16 protein-coding genes are annotated in these 16,733 nt (G+C 62.7%); 2 read left to right on the top strand and 14 right to left on the bottom strand.

The annotated features are described in order from the left end of the window. Positions 1-3: 3 nt before the first annotated feature. The 11 genes from CSQ93_RS10040 to CSQ93_RS09990 all read right to left on the bottom strand — a co-directional run bounded on the left by CSQ93_RS10040 (position 4) and on the right by CSQ93_RS09990 (position 12,102). Positions 4-330, bottom strand: a complete 327-nt coding sequence (locus CSQ93_RS10040; protein ID WP_035821344.1) for an EscU/YscU/HrcU family type III secretion system export apparatus switch protein — start codon at positions 328-330, stop codon at positions 4-6. Next, complete coding sequence (gene fliK, locus CSQ93_RS10035; RefSeq protein ID WP_099377936.1) at positions 323-1,510, bottom strand: flagellar hook-length control protein FliK; 1,188 nt, start codon at positions 1,508-1,510, stop codon at positions 323-325. The genes CSQ93_RS10040 and fliK overlap by 8 nt, the downstream gene beginning before the upstream one ends. Positions 1,511-1,536: 26 nt before the next feature. Then, positions 1,537-1,863 carry a flagellar protein FliT gene (locus CSQ93_RS10030; RefSeq protein ID WP_099377935.1) on the bottom strand — a complete coding sequence of 109 codons (327 nt, stop codon included), beginning with the start codon at positions 1,861-1,863 and terminating at the stop codon, positions 1,537-1,539. Positions 1,864-1,866: 3 nt separating this feature from the next. After that, the gene (gene fliS, locus CSQ93_RS10025) at positions 1,867-2,313 is read right to left on the bottom strand and encodes a flagellar export chaperone FliS (protein ID WP_077407797.1); all 447 of its coding nucleotides are present in this window, start codon (positions 2,311-2,313) and stop codon (positions 1,867-1,869) included. A gap of 22 nt (positions 2,314-2,335) precedes the next feature. Then, positions 2,336-5,017 (bottom strand): flagellar filament capping protein FliD, encoded by a 2,682-nt coding sequence (gene fliD, locus CSQ93_RS10020; protein ID WP_233516131.1) that lies wholly within the window; start codon positions 5,015-5,017, stop codon positions 2,336-2,338. A gap of 229 nt (positions 5,018-5,246) precedes the next feature. Then, entirely contained in the window at positions 5,247-5,618 is a 372-nt protein-coding gene (locus CSQ93_RS10015) for a flagellar protein FlaG (protein ID WP_099377934.1), read from the bottom strand. 83 nt (positions 5,619-5,701) lie between these two features. Further along, positions 5,702-7,195: a flagellin N-terminal helical domain-containing protein gene (locus tag CSQ93_RS10010; protein ID WP_099377933.1), complete on the bottom strand. Its 1,494-nt coding sequence runs from the start codon at positions 7,193-7,195 to the stop codon at positions 5,702-5,704. A gap of 338 nt (positions 7,196-7,533) precedes the next feature. Beyond that, positions 7,534-9,105 carry a GGDEF domain-containing protein gene (locus CSQ93_RS10005; RefSeq protein WP_099377932.1) on the bottom strand — a complete coding sequence of 524 codons (1,572 nt, stop codon included), beginning with the start codon at positions 9,103-9,105 and terminating at the stop codon, positions 7,534-7,536. Between the two features lie 201 nt (positions 9,106-9,306). Then, complete coding sequence (locus CSQ93_RS10000; protein ID WP_034753998.1) at positions 9,307-9,954, bottom strand: response regulator; 648 nt, start codon at positions 9,952-9,954, stop codon at positions 9,307-9,309. Positions 9,955-10,006: 52 nt separating this feature from the next. After that, positions 10,007-11,497 carry a sensor histidine kinase gene (locus CSQ93_RS09995; protein ID WP_233516130.1) on the bottom strand — a complete coding sequence of 497 codons (1,491 nt, stop codon included), beginning with the start codon at positions 11,495-11,497 and terminating at the stop codon, positions 10,007-10,009. 17 nt (positions 11,498-11,514) lie between these two features. Beyond that, positions 11,515-12,102 carry a membrane protein gene (locus CSQ93_RS09990; protein WP_034753995.1) on the bottom strand — a complete coding sequence of 196 codons (588 nt, stop codon included), beginning with the start codon at positions 12,100-12,102 and terminating at the stop codon, positions 11,515-11,517. A gap of 115 nt (positions 12,103-12,217) precedes the next feature. Between CSQ93_RS09990 and greB the strand changes: the two genes are divergently transcribed. Then, the gene (gene greB, locus CSQ93_RS09985) at positions 12,218-12,784 is read left to right on the top strand and encodes a transcription elongation factor GreB (RefSeq protein WP_099377931.1); all 567 of its coding nucleotides are present in this window, start codon (positions 12,218-12,220) and stop codon (positions 12,782-12,784) included. 55 nt (positions 12,785-12,839) lie between these two features. Here the strand turns inward: greB and CSQ93_RS09980 are convergent, their stop codons facing one another. From CSQ93_RS09980 to gmk, 3 genes are all read right to left on the bottom strand, one after another. Then, the gene (locus CSQ93_RS09980) at positions 12,840-15,122 is read right to left on the bottom strand and encodes a RelA/SpoT family protein (protein WP_099377930.1); all 2,283 of its coding nucleotides are present in this window, start codon (positions 15,120-15,122) and stop codon (positions 12,840-12,842) included. 81 nt (positions 15,123-15,203) lie between these two features. Beyond that, positions 15,204-15,407 (bottom strand): DNA-directed RNA polymerase subunit omega, encoded by a 204-nt coding sequence (rpoZ, locus tag CSQ93_RS09975; protein ID WP_010400723.1) that lies wholly within the window; start codon positions 15,405-15,407, stop codon positions 15,204-15,206. Positions 15,408-15,467: 60 nt separating this feature from the next. Then, positions 15,468-16,106 carry a guanylate kinase gene (gene gmk, locus CSQ93_RS09970; RefSeq protein ID WP_077407781.1) on the bottom strand — a complete coding sequence of 213 codons (639 nt, stop codon included), beginning with the start codon at positions 16,104-16,106 and terminating at the stop codon, positions 15,468-15,470. Positions 16,107-16,316: 210 nt separating this feature from the next. On the opposite strand from gmk, the gene CSQ93_RS09965 reads away from it, so the two are divergent. Beyond that, on the top strand, positions 16,317-16,727 hold the full coding sequence (locus tag CSQ93_RS09965) for a DoxX family protein (RefSeq protein ID WP_099377929.1): 411 nt from the start codon (positions 16,317-16,319) through the stop codon (positions 16,725-16,727). Positions 16,728-16,733: the final 6 nt, after the last annotated feature.

Genomic DNA, 16,733 nt, shown 5'->3' with positions numbered 1-16,733 from the left:
TGTCTATGTATCGGTGAGGTTGACGCTGGTGTCGGGCGGTGGCGGGATCGGCCCGCCATTCGCAGATTCAATATGATATAACCAGGCCAGCAGTTCCGCAATCGCCCGATACAGGCCGGGCGGAATCTGACGGTCCAGGTCGACATCCATCAACAGCGCCACCAATTCCTTCGATTCATGCACGAAGACGCCGTGTTCGCGCGCCGTGCTGATGATCTGGTCCGCGATCAGGCCGCTGCCCTTGGCCACCACCTTGGGCGCCGGCGTGCCGCTCTGGTAAGCCAGGGCGACGGCCGTCTGCGGTACCTTGCGCTTGGTGTCGTCAAGCATCATCCGCTTCCGCTGGCTCGGCTGCCTCGGGCTTGCCGGCGATCGTCAACGACGACAAGGGCCAGCCGGCCGCATCGAGCGACGCTTCCAGCGCCGCCGCATGCTGGCGCAAGGTGCCGGCGCTGCCTTCGCTGCCCGCTTGCAACTGGATGGCCACGCGGCCACCCTGCAAGACTACGTGCGCGGCCAGGTCGCCCAGCAGGGGAAACTGGAAGCGCACATTGCTGCGCCAGGCCGTCGCTTCCTCGTCGCCATCGCGGCCATCGTGCTGCTGTCCTTCCGGCGCATCCTTGCTGATATCCCACTGCATCTTCTGGCCGGGCCACGCTTCGCCCTGCCACTGCACGCGCGCCTGTTCGTGTGTGTGCAGCTGTAAATTGATCAGTTGCGCTGAGGCCAGGTCGGTCCCCGTCCTGGCCATGTCGCCCTGTGCCGCCTTCTGCATTTGCGGCTCCAGCAGCAGCGACGCGAGCGGCCGCTTGCCTTCGGCCCATTCGGCCACATGCGATTCATAGAACAGGCCGCTGCTGCCGACGGCATCGCGCAGGTTCTGAGCTACCTGGGCCGGGGCGGCGCCCGGCGTGGCCATCAGTGGCGTCTTGCCGACCAGGGACAGGGGCGCGCCGGGCACGCTTTCCGCCTGGCTGAGCACGCTGCTGATGGCGCGCGCGGTGGTGCTCAGTTCGGGCGCAGGCGTGTCGCCTGCCAGGGCGGGCAGCAGATTGGCGGGCGTCAGGGGCGCGCGGCTGAGCAGGGTGGCGGCCGTGCTGCTGGCGCGCGTGCCCGCCTGGGCGGCGCCGGCCTGGGGGCCGCGCGCTTCGGCAGCGTCGGGCTCGGCTTCCGCGTCCGCATACGTCAGCAGGGCGCTGGCGGGTTGGTCGCGGCTATTGCCGATTTGAAAAGAGGGGCGGGGATTGATGCCGATCAAGGTCAGCGGGATTTCCGTGCCCGGCTGGGCGCCGGCGGGCAGTTGCATGCGGGCCGGCGTACCGGCCACGCGCACGAGGAAGCTGCCGTCGCCCATGCGGGCCAGCACCTGTCCCTGCATGGATTTGCCGATCAGGCCCTGCAGCGAGCGCTGGAACTCGGCCTGGCGCGGGTCGGCGACGGCGTCGGCCGTCCGCGTGGCCTTGACCGGGGTCAGGGGCGTCATGCCGATCGCATCCATCTTCGGCAACATGATAGCTGACCTTGCCCCGTGGGCGCTTACGCGCCGTAGGCGTTGGCCAGGCGCCGCTCCGTGCCGGTGCTGCTGATCAGCTTGGACAGTTGCGCCATCCACGGCATGGTCAGGTCGCGGATCTTGCGGTCGTCTTCCAGGATCTGCTTGATCAGGGCGACCTTGCGCTGGCGGCCAGCGCTTTCCAGCACGACTTTTTCTTCATTCGCCTTCAGCGCGGCCACATGCGTGCTGATGCGCTGTTCCAGCGCTTCCAGCGCATCCCAGTCGGCGTTGGTGGCGGCGGTGACCATCTGGCCCGTCAGGGTCTGCATGGCTTCGTAAGTGGTCAGGACTTCTTGATTCGTCATCATGGGTCAGGCGCTCGCAAGGCTGGGCATACGTTTCAGATCGGCGCCAGGCATGGCGGCGGGGGTGGCGCCTATGGCGTTCCAGGTTTCGCGCAAGTCGGTGAGCAGGCGCTGCACCTCTTCCAGCAGGGTAATATCGTTGTGCAGGTTGGCCGTCAGCAGGCGTGCACTCATGTATTCATACAGGGCGTCGAGGCCTTCGGCGATCTGGCCTCCCGCTTCCTTGTCCAGGCTGGCGCGCAAGCCATTGTCGATGATCTGGATGGCTTTCGAGATGGACTTGCCTTTTTCCGGCACATTGCCCGATTTCATGTGCATCTGCGCGCTGAGCACGGCCACCAGGGCGCCGTCGTACAGCATCACGATCAGCTTGTGCGGCGAGGCCGAAACGATGCCCGTTTCCAGACCGACCTTGGCATAGGCGTTGACGCCGCGTTGTTGGGTTCCAAACATTTAATTCTCCTGATGATTGGGCTTAACGGTTGGCGGCGATGGCGGCCAGCTGCTGGGTCAAATAGCTTTGCATGCCCTGCAATTTATTCAGGGACACGTCCAGGCGCGAATACTGGGCGCGGTAGCGCGCTTCGATGTCGTTCAGTTTGTCACTGAACTTGTCGCGCTGCGTCGCGATGCTCTTGATGGTTTCGTTGAGGCCCTTGGAGCGGTTGGTGATCATGCCGTCCGTGCCGAGGAAGGAAGTGGCCAGGTTATTCAACTGGTAGGCATAGCCTTGCGAGAAGCTGACGGTGCCGCGCGAGCCGGTGGTGCCGCCCGTGACTTCAATCTTCAGGCCATCGGCCGGCGAACCGGCGGCGCCCGTCAGGGTCTGGCCCGAGCCGATCACCGGTTGTCCGCCCAGGGTGCCAGCCACGTCCGTGCCCTTGACGGGCGCGGATGCGCCGAACAGGTCGGTTGGTGCCGTGCCGGTGCCGCTGCTGATGGCGATATTCGAGACGGAACCATAGCGGCTCGACGCCAGTACCAGTTTGCCCGCACCATCGACGGAAGCCGACACGGTGGAGCCGTTGTCGGAAAACGACTTCACGCCGTTGATCGATGACTGGATGATGGACGCCATCTGGGCCGGGGTGTACGTCCCGGCAGGAATGACGACCTGGGCCGTATTCTTGGCAGCGCTGGGCTCGGTATCGTTCAGCGTGATGCTCCACGTGGTATCGCTGCCTATCGTGGTGGTGGCCGGCATCACGGCGGCCGAGGTGATCGAGCCCTGGCTGGCCATCGTGGTGATCGTCAATTCATAGCTGCCTGGCTTGGTTGCTGCGGTCGAGCTGGTAAAGGCGACGTTGCTGTCGGTGGCCTTGCCGAGCGCGGAAAACAGGCCGGCGATGTCGGTGAAGTTGGCGCTGATGGCCTTGTCGAGCTTGCTGGAATCCAGGGTCAGGCTGCCATCTTTCTGAAAGGAAATGCCGACCTGGCTCAGGGTGCTCAAACTGCTGTTCAAGCCGGTAATGGGCGCGCCCAGTTGCTTGCGCAACTGGCTCTGGATCGATTGCGCGGTGGAGTCCCCCAGCAGGACGCCGCCCTTCTTGGTTTCCGGATCATAGGCCGTCATCTTGGCCATCGCCGTATTCAGGTCGTTATACGCCTTGACGAAGGTATTGATGCTGGTCTTGACGGTGGAGGTATCTTTCTGCACCGACAAGCTGGTGCTGCCGACCTTGGCAATGCCCAGGGTCACGCCTTCGATGGCCGTATCGACACTGTTCGACGCGCTGGTGATGGCGATGCCGTTGACGCTGAAGTTGGTGTTTTGCGCGGCGCTGTTCTGTTTCAGGTTTTGCGTGCCGCTCGCATCGTAGGACAGCAAGTCATTCAGGGCGCTGTCCGGGGGCAGGCCGTCGCTGCCGCTCAGTGAGATCTTCATGGACGAGTTGGCGCCCGTCTTCGACGAGCTCAAGACCAGATGGAACGGCTTGTCCGTGCCGTCCGAAACGATGCTGGCGGTCACGCCCAGGCCCGCGTTATTGATGGCGTCGCGGATGCCTTGCAAGGTGTTGTTGGTGGCGTCGATCACCACCGTGCCCGTCGCCTGCGTGCCGTCCTGGGTGAAGTTGGTGTTCATGTAGGCGCCACCCGAGCCTGCCGTCAGTCCGGCGGCGGCCGGATTGCTGCCGGCGATGGTGATCGGGCTGGCATTGCTCGAGGCCAGGTTGATGGTGCTGGTCAGCGTCACGTTCGAGCCGTCATTGACCGAGTTCGAGGCGTGGCCGATGCCGCCCTTGACCGAGCCCGTCACCACTTCTTCGATGTTCAGGTTGGAACCGTCGGCGCGCGTAAATTTCAGGGTGCCGTCGGCGGCCTTGCCGGTGACGGTGATGTTGGCCGCGGCCAGCGCATTCGAGACGGCATTCGGACCTTCGAGCGTCGTATCGAGCGAGGCGGCCGTGATGCCGCCGTTGGCGGCCACGCCGTTGCCCTGCGTAACGATCTCGATGCCGCCCACCGACAGCGAATAGGTGCCATCCGCGCCCGTTTCGACGCTGCCGAAGCCGGCGAACATGGTGGCGCTGCTCGACGTCGGCTGGGCCGTGGCGGTCACGCCCGTGGTGCTGCTCTTGGCGTTGATGGCGTCGGCCAGGGCGCGCGCGCTCTTGGTGCTGGCATCGGTGGGGATGGCGGTGCCGTTGAGTATCAGCGAGCCGTTGCTGATGCCGGTCTGCGCCGTGGTGGCGCCCAGGGCGGTGCCGTTCAAACCGAAGGTGCCGCCGGTGAGCGCGCCCAGCTGGAAGGAAATCGTTGTCTTGCTGCCCAGCCCGATGGTCGACAACTTGCTGGCCATGCCGCCCGACATCAGGGTCTGCGACTGGGCCAGTTGGGTGACGTTGATGTTGTAGTTGCCGGCCACGGCCTTGGCGCCGGCGCTGGCCGTCAATACCAGGGGATCGGCGGGCGTGGCGCTGACGGCGCGGAAGTTATTGGTATTCGACAGGGCCGACAGTGAATTCTGGAAGGTGCTGACGGCGCCACTGAGCGTGCCCATCGCACTGAGCTTGGCCTGGTAGGAGGCCGTTTTCTTGTCAAAAGTACCCAGCGGTGCGGCTTCGGCCGTCATCAGCTTGTCGATGATGGCATTCACATCCAGGCCGCTGGCGCCGGCGCCGATGCCGATGGATGAAAGTGTAGGTGTGATGGCCACTGAATACTCCTAGGAAAACGCTAATATAAGCTGTTATCGGCAGAATCAATCAGGACTTGAGAGGGGGATTTACCGCGCTGTTTTCAGCGGGAGCGAAAAAGCGGGAAAGGGGCGGGGACGTGTTGTGTTGGTTGCAATAAAATCGGGGCCGGATAGCCAGGCTATCGGACCCCGTGGTCATGCCGATGCGTATTGCCACGATGTCGCATGTCCGTGTGCCATGCCATCGCTATGCGCTTTGACTGATCAGCGAACCTTTGGCCGAATCGAAGGTCTTGGACAATTCCAGGGCTTCCTTGGTAGGAATCTGGCGCAGTACTTCCTTGGTTTCCTGGTCGATGACCTTGACGACCGTGCGCTGGCTGTCTTCGTCGATGGAAAATTCCAGGCCTTGCGTCTTCATCTGCGACGACTGGTTCAGCTCCGATACCGCCTTGTCCAGCTGCTCGCGGCTGGGCTCCTTGCTGGCTTGTTGTGGCGCAACCGTAGCGTTTTCCGTGGCGTTGCGTGGTGCTGCCGGGCGCGCCGCCGGCGTGTCCGCAGACACATAACTCTTGTCTATCCTGGCCGCGGAGGCGGCCGCTATCGTGTCGATAGTCATGGTGCTCTCCTAGTGAAAATTCCCCTGCCGAAAAAATCCGGCAGGGGAATCGAGTCCTGCGCTGTTGCCTGACTAATCGGAGATTAGCCGCGCAGCAGACTCAGGACGCCGTTTGGCAGCGAGTTCGCTTGCGCCAGCATGGCCGTACCAGCTTGTTGCAGGATCTGGCCGCGGGTCATGTTGGCCGTTTCCGATGCAAAGTCGGTATCGACGATGCGGCTGCGCGATGCGGACAGGTTTTCCGTGGTCGATTGCAGGTTGGCAATCGCCGACGAGAAGCGCGATTGCAAAGCACCGTACTGGGCGCGTTGACCGTTCACCGTTGCCAGTGCTGCATCGGCAATTTTCAGTGCCAGTTGCGCGCCGTCAAACGTCGTCACGTCCAGGGTCGACACGGAGTTCAGGGTCGAACCTTGTGCCGTTGCTTTACCAACTGCCAGGCCGGTAGGGGTGTTTTCCGTCACCGAGAAGCTGTTTTGCGAGTCGAAAGTCACGCGGCCGTTGACCGTGGCAGCGGCGGCTGCGGTGATGATCGATTGGGATGCGGCTTGGACCTTGCCATCGGCCTTGTAGCCATCGACGTCGAACTTGGTGTTGGCCGTCGTGCCTTGCGTCAGGTTGATATTTTCGCCCGATGCATTGGTCAGCTTCATGCCCTTGTTGATGCTGTCGTACTGGGCCGTGACGCCGGTCTTTGCCGTTTGGGCATTGATGGCGTTGATGCCTGCGGCATAGTCGGCGGCGGTCGACGCCGTGCCGCTGACGGCAAACGATACGGTGACTGGCGCTGTGCTTGGGTTGTCCGAATTGATGGCGAACGAATACGATTCTGCGCCCAGGTTCAGGTTGACGTCCGTTTGTGCCGTTGCCGTCACGCCCGTTTTCGCCGTTTGGCTGTTGATGTCGGCGGCGACGGATTTGGCCGTGCTGCCTTTGACGCCGGCGGCTGCTGCCGTCGTGTCGACGGTCGCGGTGCCGATGGAGCCGGAAATCGTCAGCTTGCCGACGACTGCATTACCCAGCGCATCTTTCTTGACGGCCGATGCATCGTTGGCGATACGGTTGTTACCGTAGGTGTTGGTCAGGAAGTTCGCGCCGCTGGCGGAAATCAGCTGATTGGCATCTGCGCCGACCTGGAAGTTGGCCGTACCCATGGTGCCGTCCAGCAGCGCCTGGCCGTTGAACGAGGTGGTTTGGGCGATACGGTTCAGTTCCGAACCCAGCTGGCCTACCTCGGTTTGCAGCGCCTGACGGTCGCTCGACGAGTTGGTGGCGTTCGACGATTGCACGGCCAGTTCGCGGATACGTTGCAGGATGTCGCCCGAGCTTGCCAACGCGCCTTCAGCCGTTTGAGCCAGCGAAACGCCGTCGTTTGCATTGCGGGTTGCTTGGGTCATGCCGCGGATTTGCGACGTCATACGGTCGGAAATTGCCAGACCAGCGGCGTCATCCTTGGCGCTGTTGATGCGCATGCCGGAGGACAGGCGTTGCAGCGAGGTGCTCAGGGCCGACTGCGAGGTCGACAGATTGCGTTGCGAATTCAGGGACGAGATGTTGGTATTAATTACTGCAGCCATGATAATTCTCCAAACAGGTACTACATTGCGCTATGTGCTAGTCACTTTGGCCTGCCCCGCTGTTCCGGGACAATCAAGCCGCTGTTGTTTAGGGTAACGGTTGCTCTGCGGGAAAATTTATGGCGAAAAGTGCTTTAAATTTTAATTTTTAGCCCTTCAGTTTGCCGCCGGCCGCGCGCTAGACGACATAATTTAAAGAAACTTGAGGGTAAAAATAGTTTTATTTTTATATGTTGCGGAGGCTGGCGGCGTGCCGGAGGGGGAAGGATATTATTGTTTTTGCCATGATTGTGCCGTCCGGCCGGGTGGCGGGACGGCATGCGGCGAAGCGCCAGGGTTCAGTCCGCGACCACCACGCGGTTCTTGCCCGTCTGCTTGGCCTGGTACATGGCGCGGTCGGCGCGCTTGACCAGTTCGGCCTGGTCTTCGTTGGGCAGGCGCAGGGCCACACCGGCAGAAAAGGTGATCAAGACTTTTTCGTTGTCGTGCAGGAAGAAATGCCGGGTCAGCTCGCGCTGCAATCGCGTCATCGTCGATGAGGCGGCCTCGACCGTCGTTTCCGGCAGCAGGATGAGGAATTCCTCGCCGCCGAAGCGGGCGATGACATCCATCGAGCGCAGGGTTTCCTTGACGATTTTGACCAGGTGTTTCAGCGCCGCATCGCCGGCCAGGTGGCCGTAGGTGTCGTTCAGGCGCTTGAAATCGTCCAGGTCCAGCATGGCGATGCACAGCGGCGTGCCACGGCGGTCGGAGCGGGCCGTCTCGCGCTCGAACACGTCGTCCAGGCCACGGCGGTTCAGGCTGCCCGTCAGCTGGTCTTCCCGCACCAGTTCGCTCATATGCTGAAGCTTCGCTTCCAGCGTGTGGATACGCTGTTCCGCATCCTGCACTTCCTGGCGCGCCAGCACCATCTTGTCGCGCGCGCGCAAGGCTTCGTTCTGCACCATGCGCGTTTCGCGTAAGACTTCGTCGAGAACGCTGTTCAGTTCGCTGATATTTTCCGCCTGGCTGATCTTTTCCGAATAGCCGCCGATCTTTTCATGGAAATCGCCCGTGCTGGCCGCCACTTGTCCCAGGCGGTCGATGAAGGTCATCATCATGTTCTTGACCGTCAGCTTGACGTCGGACAGGCTGTGCTTGAGCTGGCCCTGCTTGTAGATGACTTCCTTCAGGCTGCGCGTGGCGTCTTCCAGCGCGCGCTGGTCGAGCGGGCCGGCGATCAGGTTTTGCACGGCATCGACCTGGCCGCGCAGCCAGCTGTCGTCGTCGAGCAACTGGCTGACGTTATCCAGCAGCAACTTGAACAGGCGCAGCAGCAGTTCCTGCTGCTCGGCCGTGTCGCCGCTTTTCAATTCGATCTGGTAGCACAGCTGCTTCAGGCGCAGGGCCGCTTCGTTCAGCGCTTCTTCCGTGTGGGCCAGCTTGATGGCCGCGCCCAGCGATTCGGCTTCCTCCACCAGTGCGGGCGTGCCCGTCAGCAAGGTGGCGACGGCAAAGCCCAGGGTGCGGCTGAGCAACTCGCGCAGGGTGCGCGTCTGTTCGCCGTCCGGCAGGGGCGGCAATTCGATGCCGCCGCCTTTCTTGACCTGTTTTTCCGCCAGCTGCGCCAGGGTGCGCGCATAGCTGTCCCAGTCGCGCGCTTTCAGGGCACGCTGGAAGCGCCGGCCAAAGTCGCCCAGTTCGCCCGCCGATTCGCTCATCTTGGCGGCAAACTGCGTCAGGACATTCTCCGCGCCGCTTTCCGTGGGTGCGCTGGCGGCCAACACGGCGGCGGGCGCGCCGGGCGTCTCCGCCTGTTCGCTGATGCCGGCGATTTCATTATAGATATCGCGGTAGGCGCTTGGCGTCGGGGCGATGCGGCGCGTGGCCAGGCGGCGAAACGCTTCGCGGGCGATATCGGCAGGGTTCATCGCCGCAGCGGCGGCGGTCGTCGTGGCGCCAGCGGGAGCGCTTGCTGGTGAAGTTGGCAATTTACTGGACATGTAGGCACAGCCTTTTTAGATATTTCTAATTATCCTCATGATATGCGAGTTGGCAAAGAACTTATTGTGCGAGAAGCAAGGAGAAGTCCTTTCAATTCGCCCGATGCCAGCGTGCATGCCACTTTGCCGTCAATCCACCAGCTGGTTGCGGATGGCGTAATGCGTCAGTTCGGCACTGTTCTTGAGTTTCATCTTGACCAGCAAGCGGGCGCGGTATTCGCTGACGGTTTTCACGGACAATTTCAGTTCTTCGGCGATGGCGCCCACGGCCTTGCCGGAGGCGATCATGACCAGGGTCTGGTATTCGCGGTCCGACAAGGTGTCGTGCAAGGCCGTTTCGTGGTCTTCGCCCACCGTGTTGGCCAGTTCCTGCGCCAGCGAGGCGCTGATGTATTTCAAGCCCTGTGCCACCTGGCGGATGGCCGTGACCAGCTCGCGCGGCGCGCTCTGTTTCGTCAGGTAGCCGGCCGCGCCCGCCTTGAGCGAACGGATGGCGTACTGATCCTCGCGGTGCATGGAGAGCATCAGCACGGCCAGTTCCGGCTTTTCCTTCTTGATCTGCTTGAGCACCTCGATGCCGCTGCGGTCGGGCAGGGAGATGTCGAGCAGCAACACCTGGCATTTCGAGCCGCGGAACAGCTTGATGGCGTCGTGGCCATTTTCGGCCTCGCCGGCCACGATGATGTCTTTCGTGTCGGCGAGGATTTGCTTCAAGCCCTCGCGCACGATCGCATGATCGTCGGCGATGAATACCCGGATGGTGGCTTTTTCTTTCATGACTGCGTTGTTTCCTATCTGAATCTCTGCGCCCTGCGGCGGCCCTGTGGCCTTATGGCGATCCGCTCTGCGCTGGTGCGCTGGCTGCAGCCGCTATTATCGCCTCTCGCGGCGTGGTCAGCCGGATTTTTATGCTCAGGATGGTGCCGCCGTCCGGCCCGTCCATCAGGCTCAGGGTGCCGCCCAGCGCGCTGGCGCGCTCGGCCATGCCGCGGATGCCGAACGATTGCGGCTTGGCGCGGTCTGACAGACGCATGCCGACGCCATTGTCGGCGATCGACAGGCTGATATGCTGGCGCTGCCGGGCCAGGCGCACGCTGACCTTGCTTGCCTGCGCATGCTTGGCGATATTCGTCAGCGCCTCCTGGGCGATGCGGAACAGGCTGGTCGCCTGGTCCAGTTCCAGTTCGATGTGCTGGCGGTTTGAAATGAACTGGCATTCGATGCCGGCCTGGCGCGCGAATTCCTTCACTTGCCAGTCCAGCGCGGCGACCAGGCCCAGGTCCAGCATGGAGGGGCGCAAGTCCAGCGAAATGCGGTGCACGGCGTCGATGCTGCGGTCGACCAGGGCATCGACATAGTCGGCCTTTTCCTGCAGTTGCGGGTCGTCCGGCGGCAAACGGCGCGCCAGCATGGCCAGCGCCATCTTGATCGCCGTCAAATTGCCGCCCAGGTCATCGTGCAGTTCGCGCGCCAGGCGCGTGCGTTCGTGTTCCTTGACCTTGTCGATGTGCGCGGTCAGTTCGGCCAGGCGGGCGCGCGACTGGCGCACTTCGATCTGCTCGAGCCGGCTTTCCGTGATATTCGTCATGATGCCTTCCCACTGCACCGTGCCGTCGGCCAGCGCGCGCGGCGTGGAGCGCAGGTTGATCCATTTGACATCCTTCCAGGCATCGATCCAGATGCGGCCTTCCCAGTTCCAGCTCCACAAGGCGCTTTTTGAGGCTTGCATCGATTCCAGATACGAGGCGCGGTCGTCAGCGAGGATCAACTGGTAAAACAGTTCCGGGCGCGCGTGCAGCTGTGCCGGCCCCAAACCCAGCAGGGCCTGGCAGCCATCGCTCAGGTAGGGGAAGGCGGCGCGCCCATCCGCATGCAGGCAGAACTGGTACACGAGGCCCGGCGTATTCGAGACGATGGCGTTAAAGCGCGACTGTACTTGCGCCAGGGCGGCGGCTGTCGCCTGCGGCGTGCGCAAGTCTTCGCCCTCGGCCAGCAGCAGGGCGCGTCCCTGGCGGCTGGCGCGCGACAGGTGCAGGCTGAGCGAATACAGGCTGCCATCGCGGCGGCGCTGCTGTACGTGCAGCAAGGCCTGCGCGCCGATGCTGTCGTCCAGGGTCGCCAGCACGGCGGCCAGTTGCTGCGCGTCCAGCTGCGGCGCCAGAGTGTAGGGCGTCATCGCCAGCAATTGCTTGCGCGCATACTGCAAGTTGTCGCAGGCGGCATCGTTGGCGTCCAGCAATTGCAAGCTGGCCGCGTCGTACAGGTAAATTTCCGGCGCCGCCGCGCGCATGGCGGGGGCCAGCCGGGGAGTGTCGTGCATGGAGTGGCCTTTCTTCATCAGCGGCGGGCGCGCCAGAAGGCGGCGAAACGGCGCAGCACCCTGGCCGGGCGGGAGTTATGGCGTCCTGGCGTGCCCTTGCGCAAGCGTTGCCACCAGGCACGGCGGGCGCGGCCCAGTGCGGCCGACAGGCGGCTGACACGGCGCCAGGGGCGCGTGGCGCGCAGGCGGGCGATCCAGCGGTCCTTGGTTTCCATGAACAGGCCATGCCAGCGCGCAAACCATGGCAGACTCAACAGGGTAGGGCGCGTCAGGCTGTACAGGCGCGCCACGGCGGCCGCGCCGCCCAGCTTGGCGATGACGATCACGCCGATGCCGGAAAATGCATGGCCGCGCGCGATGGCCAGCAGGGCCAGCAGTTTGACGGGGAACAGCAGCACGGCCGGCAGCACGAAGATGGCCAGCGCCCAGTACGGCGGCAGGCGCTTGATCCACGCTTCCAGCGCATGCAGGGGCGGAAATTGCGCGATCACCTGCATGATGCGCGCCCCGGTCGCCCACAGCCATTCCTCGATCAGCAGGAAGATGGCGGCCAGGTAGACCAGCGGCGCAAACAGCCAGCGCCTGACTCTGTAGAATTTTTTCATCCGTCTCCGTGTGCGGCGCCGGTTTGCCGCGATTGCCACGATGATACGTCAAAAAAGCCCGTTTGCCCCCGCATCGCGTGTGCCTGCGGCTCCCTGGCGGGGCTACAATAGACAGATGAATAAAGCCTTTGTAAAAGAATCCGACAACGACGACGATGAAGAAGCGGCCGCGCTGGCGCTGGCCATTCCCGCCGGCGCCAAGAACTACATCACGCCGGCCGGTTACCAGCGCATCAAGGAAGAGCTGCTGCAGCTGATCGACGTCGACCGTCCGGAAGTGGTGCGCATCGTCCATTGGGCCGCGTCGAATGGCGACCGTTCGGAAAATGGCGACTATATCTACGGCAAGCGCCGGCTGCGCGAAATCGACCGCCGCATCCGCTTCCTCACCAAGCGCATGGACCTGGCCGCCATCGTCGACCCCAGCGTGCACCATGGCAACGACCAGGTGTTTTTCGGCGCCACGGTGACTTACCGCACCAGCGACGGCGAAACGCATACCATCACCATCGTCGGCATCGATGAATTCGATCCCCTGAACGGCAAGATCAGCTGGGTCTCGCCCATGGCCCGCACCATCACCAAGGCGCGCGAAGGCGACGTGATCACCCTCACCACGCCGCTGGGCGAGCAGGAACTGGAGTTGCTGGAAGTGACGTATCCGGCGCCGGGGGAGGCTTGAAGTGATGTGATCGGTATGAAAAAACGGCTGGGCAGAGAATCTGGCCAGCCGTTTTTTAATTTCGTTCGCGCAATATTCTATTGACACCCGCTACCCGCCGCACATTGCGCAGCAGGGCGGCCAGGTGGACGCGGTCCTTGACTTGCACGGTGAAGCGCAGCTGGTCGAGGACGTTGTCCTTGTCTTCGTCCATGCCCACATAGATGATGTTGGCGTCGGACTCGCCGATTTCGGCGGCCACGCGGGCGAGGATGCCCCGCTCGCTGTTGATCAGCACCTTGATGCGGCAGTCGAAGCGGCGGTTCAGTTCGGTTCCCCAGCGCACGGCGATCCAGCGGTCCGGTTCCTTGGCGCGCTGGCGTTTCGCTTGCGAGCAGTCGCTGGTGTGCACGAGCAAGCCCTGGTCGCGGCGCAGCTGGCCGATGATCTGGTCGCCGGGAATCGGCAAGCAGCATGGCGCCAGTTGCACGGAGACGCCTTCGCTGCCGCAGATGGTGACCGGGTCGAGTTCGCTGCCGCTATTGTGTTCCACCGGCATGCTGGCCGCTTCGCCGCCGATCAAGCCGAAGATGTGGCGCGCCACCAGGGTGGCCATGCGCTTGCCGATACCGATGTCCGCGTACAGCTCGTCCATGGAATTGGCGCTCGACTCGTTGAGCAGGCGTTCGACCAATGGCGCTTGCAGGTCGGCGTCGATGTTCAAGGTCTGCAGCGCCTGCGACAGCAATTGCTGGCCCAGGGCGATCGATTCGGGCAGGTTGATCGTGCGCAAATGGTGGCGGATGGCCGAACGGGCCTTGCCGGTGCGCACGAACGACAGCCAGGTCGGGCTGGGGCGCGACGAGGAATCGGTGATGATTTCGACGATGTCGCCATTGTGCAGCTCGGTGCGCAGGGGCGAGGTTTCGTTGTTGATCTTGACGGCCACGGTCTGGTCGCCGATGCCCGTGTGGATCGAATAGGCGAAGTCGATGGCCGTGGCGCCGCGCGGCAGGGCGATGATCTTCGACTTCGGCGTAAACACGTAGACGGAATCGGGGAACAGGTCGACCTTGACGTGTTCGAGGAATTCGGCCGAGTCGCCCGTCTGCTGCTGGATGTCGAGCAAGGATTGCAGCCACGCATGCGTGCGCTGCTGCAAGTCGGACGGGTTCGATTCGCCGCTCTTGTACAGCCAATGCGCCGCCACGCCGGACTCGGCCGTGCGGTGCATTTCCTGCGTGCGGATCTGGAATTCCACGGGCGTGCCGTAGGGGCCGATGACGGTCGTGTGCAGCGACTGGTAGCCGTTCAGCTTGCGGATCGCTATGTAATCCTTGAACTTGCCCGGCATGGGCTTGTACAGGCTGTGCAGGGTGCCCAGGGTCACGTAACAGTCGGCAAAACTGCCCACCACCACGCGGAAACCGTACACGTCCAGCACTTGCGAGAACGACAAATGCTTGCTGCGCATCTTTTTATAGATGTCGTACAGGGTCTTTTCGCGGCCAGTGACGTCGGCCTCGAGCTCGGCCATGGACAAGGTGCTTTTCACCGCTTCCATGATCTTGTTGACCACTTCGCGCCGGTTGCCGCGCGCCGCCTTGACGGCTTTCGCCAGCGTGCGGTAGCGCATGGGGTACAGGTGCGAGAACGACAGGTCCTGCAGCTCGTGGTAGATGTTGTTCAGGCCGAGGCGATGCGCGATCGGCACGTACACTTCCATGGTCTCGCTGGCGATGCGGCGTTTTTTTGCCGCCGTCATGAAGTCCAGGGTGCGCATATTGTGCAGGCGGTCGGCCAGCTTGATCAGGATCACGCGCACGTCGGACGCCATGGCCAGCAGCATCTTGCGGAAGTTTTCCGCCTGCGCTTCGATCTGGCTCTGGAATTCGATCTTTTCCAGTTTCGACAGGCCATCGACCAGGTGCGCCACCGGCGCGCCGAAGCGTTCGATCAATTCATCCTTCTTGACGTCCTGGTCTTCCATCACGTCATGCAGCAGGGCGGCCATGATGGCTTGCGCGTCGAGCTTCCAGTCGGCGCAGATTTCGGCGACGGCGATCGGGTGCGAGATATACGGCTCGCCCGAGCGGCGCATCTGGCCCAGGTGCATTTCGTCGGAGAAGCGGTAGGCTTCCTTGACTTTTTTCAGGTCGGCGGGAGACAGGTATTCGGCCAGCTTGTCGGCCAGGTGGCTGACGGAGGCCACGCCGAGGGCGGGCGCTGGCGGTGCTGCGGGGGTGTTGCTGCCGGACGTGCCGGCGCCGGGCGCGGAAGCGCCCTGTGGTTTTGCCGCCTGGCGCGAGGCCAGGGGCGGCAGTGCTGCGGAAGTCGTGTCGGCTGGGGTCAGACTCATAAAACGTCGCGTTGCTTCACAGTGTGAATAAAGGATACGGTAGAACCAGGGGTCAGCACTGTTCCGGCACGCGGGTTCCCACTACATCGGGACCTTTTTCAGCATTTCGATACCGACTTTACCGGCAGCGATTTCACGCAGTGCGACAACGGTAGGCTTGTCCTTGGCTTCGACCTTGGGGGTGTGGCCTTGCAACAACTGACGTGCGCGATAAGTCGCAGCCAGGGTCAGCTGGAAACGGTTAGGGATCTGCTTCAGGCAATCTTCGATTGTGATACGGGCCATAGTAACTCCTAAATTGTGTGCGTGGTGCGGGGCGCTGTGTGAACTGGCGTGCAGAGACGATTATTCTGCGTGCAGGCCCAGCTGGGCGAATAGCGATGCGTTGCGGGCCGCTTGTTGCGCAAACCGGCAACGGGCCGCTCTCACGATCGCGCTCAGTTCGGACAAAGCGACCGTAAACTCTTCATTGATAATAACATACTCGAACTCGGGAGCGTGTGCGATTTCGCCGCCGGCCGCCAGCAGGCGGCGCGTGATCACGTGCGGCTCGTCCTGGCCGCGCTTGTTCAAGCGTTCTTCCAGCGCATCGATCGATGGCGGCAGGATGAAAATGCCGGCCGCGCGGGGAAATTGCTTGCGCACCTGGCGCGCGCCCTGCCAGTCGATTTCCAGCAGGATATCGGTGCCGGCCAGCATTTGCTGTTCCACCATGATGCGCGAAGTGCCGTAGTAATTGCCATGCACTTCTGCCCATTCCAGGAATTCACCCTGGTCGGCGCGCGCGACAAAGTCTTCCGCCGTCGTGAAATAGTACTCGCGGCCATGCTGCTCGCCCGGACGGGGGGCGCGCGTGGTGGTCGAGATCGACAATTTGATGCCGGGCTCTTGCGCCAGCAATGCATTGACCAGTGTCGATTTGCCGGCGCCCGATGGCGCGGCGACCACGAACAGGCTGCCGGAGAAGGCGGTAGGGTGGCTCATGCGGATCTTTCCATATGCGTGTGATGGCGGCGTGTGCACTTGCATGGGCGCCGCCCAATTCGGTATTTTACCAAGAGGCAAGGCGGCGAGCCAGCCCCGCGATGCGCCTTGCCGCCAGGCTTGCACATATTTTGCTTGTTATCTTGAGGAAATAGTTATTTAATTTGGAATGGTTTTTTCTTGATAACTATTTACCGACAGGATGCGCGCATGAAGAATTTTCCGTTTCTCAGTGTTGCCCAGGCCATGTTGCTGCTGCGCGTGGCCATCGCCGTGATGTTCATGGCGCACGCCATCACGCGCATCGCCAATGGCACCATCCCCCGTTTTGCCGGGTTCCTGGAAGACAAGGGATTCATTTACGGCCTGGCTGTGGTGTGGGCAATTACCGTCGTCGAAATCGTTTGCGGCAGTTTGCTCATCGTCGGCAAGTACACGCGCTGGGCGGCGGCCGGGCTGATGGTGATCTGCATCGGCGGCATCGCCATCGTGCATGCGGCCAAGGGATGGTTCGTGGGCGAGCATGGCGCCGGCGGCGTGGAATACAGCATCGTGCTGTTTGTCGCCTGCGTCGTCATCGCTGCCAGCGACAAGGGGCGCGCCGGAGCGCGCCTGGCCTGAAGGGCG

The organism is Janthinobacterium sp. BJB426 (assembly GCF_002735705.1).
Lineage (GTDB): Bacteria > Pseudomonadota > Gammaproteobacteria > Burkholderiales > Burkholderiaceae_D > Janthinobacterium.
This window is presented reverse-complemented; position numbering and strand designations above follow the sequence as displayed.

What these genes read in the sequence shown, in the direction of transcription:
- CSQ93_RS10040 (WP_035821344.1), bottom strand. Translation starts at nt 330, where the DNA reads ATGCTTGACGACACCAAGCGCAAGGTACCGCAGACGGCCGTCGCCCTG.
- fliK (WP_099377936.1), bottom strand. Translation starts at nt 1,510, where the DNA reads ATGTTGCCGAAGATGGATGCGATCGGCATGACGCCCCTGACCCCGGTC.
- CSQ93_RS10030 (WP_099377935.1), bottom strand. Translation starts at nt 1,863, where the DNA reads ATGATGACGAATCAAGAAGTCCTGACCACTTACGAAGCCATGCAGACC.
- fliS (WP_077407797.1), bottom strand. Translation starts at nt 2,313, where the DNA reads ATGTTTGGAACCCAACAACGCGGCGTCAACGCCTATGCCAAGGTCGGT.
- CSQ93_RS10015 (WP_099377934.1), bottom strand. Translation starts at nt 5,618, where the DNA reads ATGACTATCGACACGATAGCGGCCGCCTCCGCGGCCAGGATAGACAAG.
- CSQ93_RS10010 (WP_099377933.1), bottom strand. Translation starts at nt 7,195, where the DNA reads ATGGCTGCAGTAATTAATACCAACATCTCGTCCCTGAATTCGCAACGC.
- CSQ93_RS10005 (WP_099377932.1), bottom strand. Translation starts at nt 9,105, where the DNA reads ATGAACCCTGCCGATATCGCCCGCGAAGCGTTTCGCCGCCTGGCCACG.
- CSQ93_RS10000 (WP_034753998.1), bottom strand. Translation starts at nt 9,954, where the DNA reads ATGAAAGAAAAAGCCACCATCCGGGTATTCATCGCCGACGATCATGCG.
- CSQ93_RS09995 (WP_233516130.1), bottom strand. Translation starts at nt 11,497, where the DNA reads ATGCACGACACTCCCCGGCTGGCCCCCGCCATGCGCGCGGCGGCGCCG.
- CSQ93_RS09990 (WP_034753995.1), bottom strand. Translation starts at nt 12,102, where the DNA reads ATGAAAAAATTCTACAGAGTCAGGCGCTGGCTGTTTGCGCCGCTGGTC.
- greB (WP_099377931.1), top strand. Translation starts at nt 12,218, where the DNA reads ATGAATAAAGCCTTTGTAAAAGAATCCGACAACGACGACGATGAAGAA.
- CSQ93_RS09980 (WP_099377930.1), bottom strand. Translation starts at nt 15,122, where the DNA reads ATGAGTCTGACCCCAGCCGACACGACTTCCGCAGCACTGCCGCCCCTG.
- rpoZ (WP_010400723.1), bottom strand. Translation starts at nt 15,407, where the DNA reads ATGGCCCGTATCACAATCGAAGATTGCCTGAAGCAGATCCCTAACCGT.
- gmk (WP_077407781.1), bottom strand. Translation starts at nt 16,106, where the DNA reads ATGAGCCACCCTACCGCCTTCTCCGGCAGCCTGTTCGTGGTCGCCGCG.
- CSQ93_RS09965 (WP_099377929.1), top strand. Translation starts at nt 16,317, where the DNA reads ATGAAGAATTTTCCGTTTCTCAGTGTTGCCCAGGCCATGTTGCTGCTG.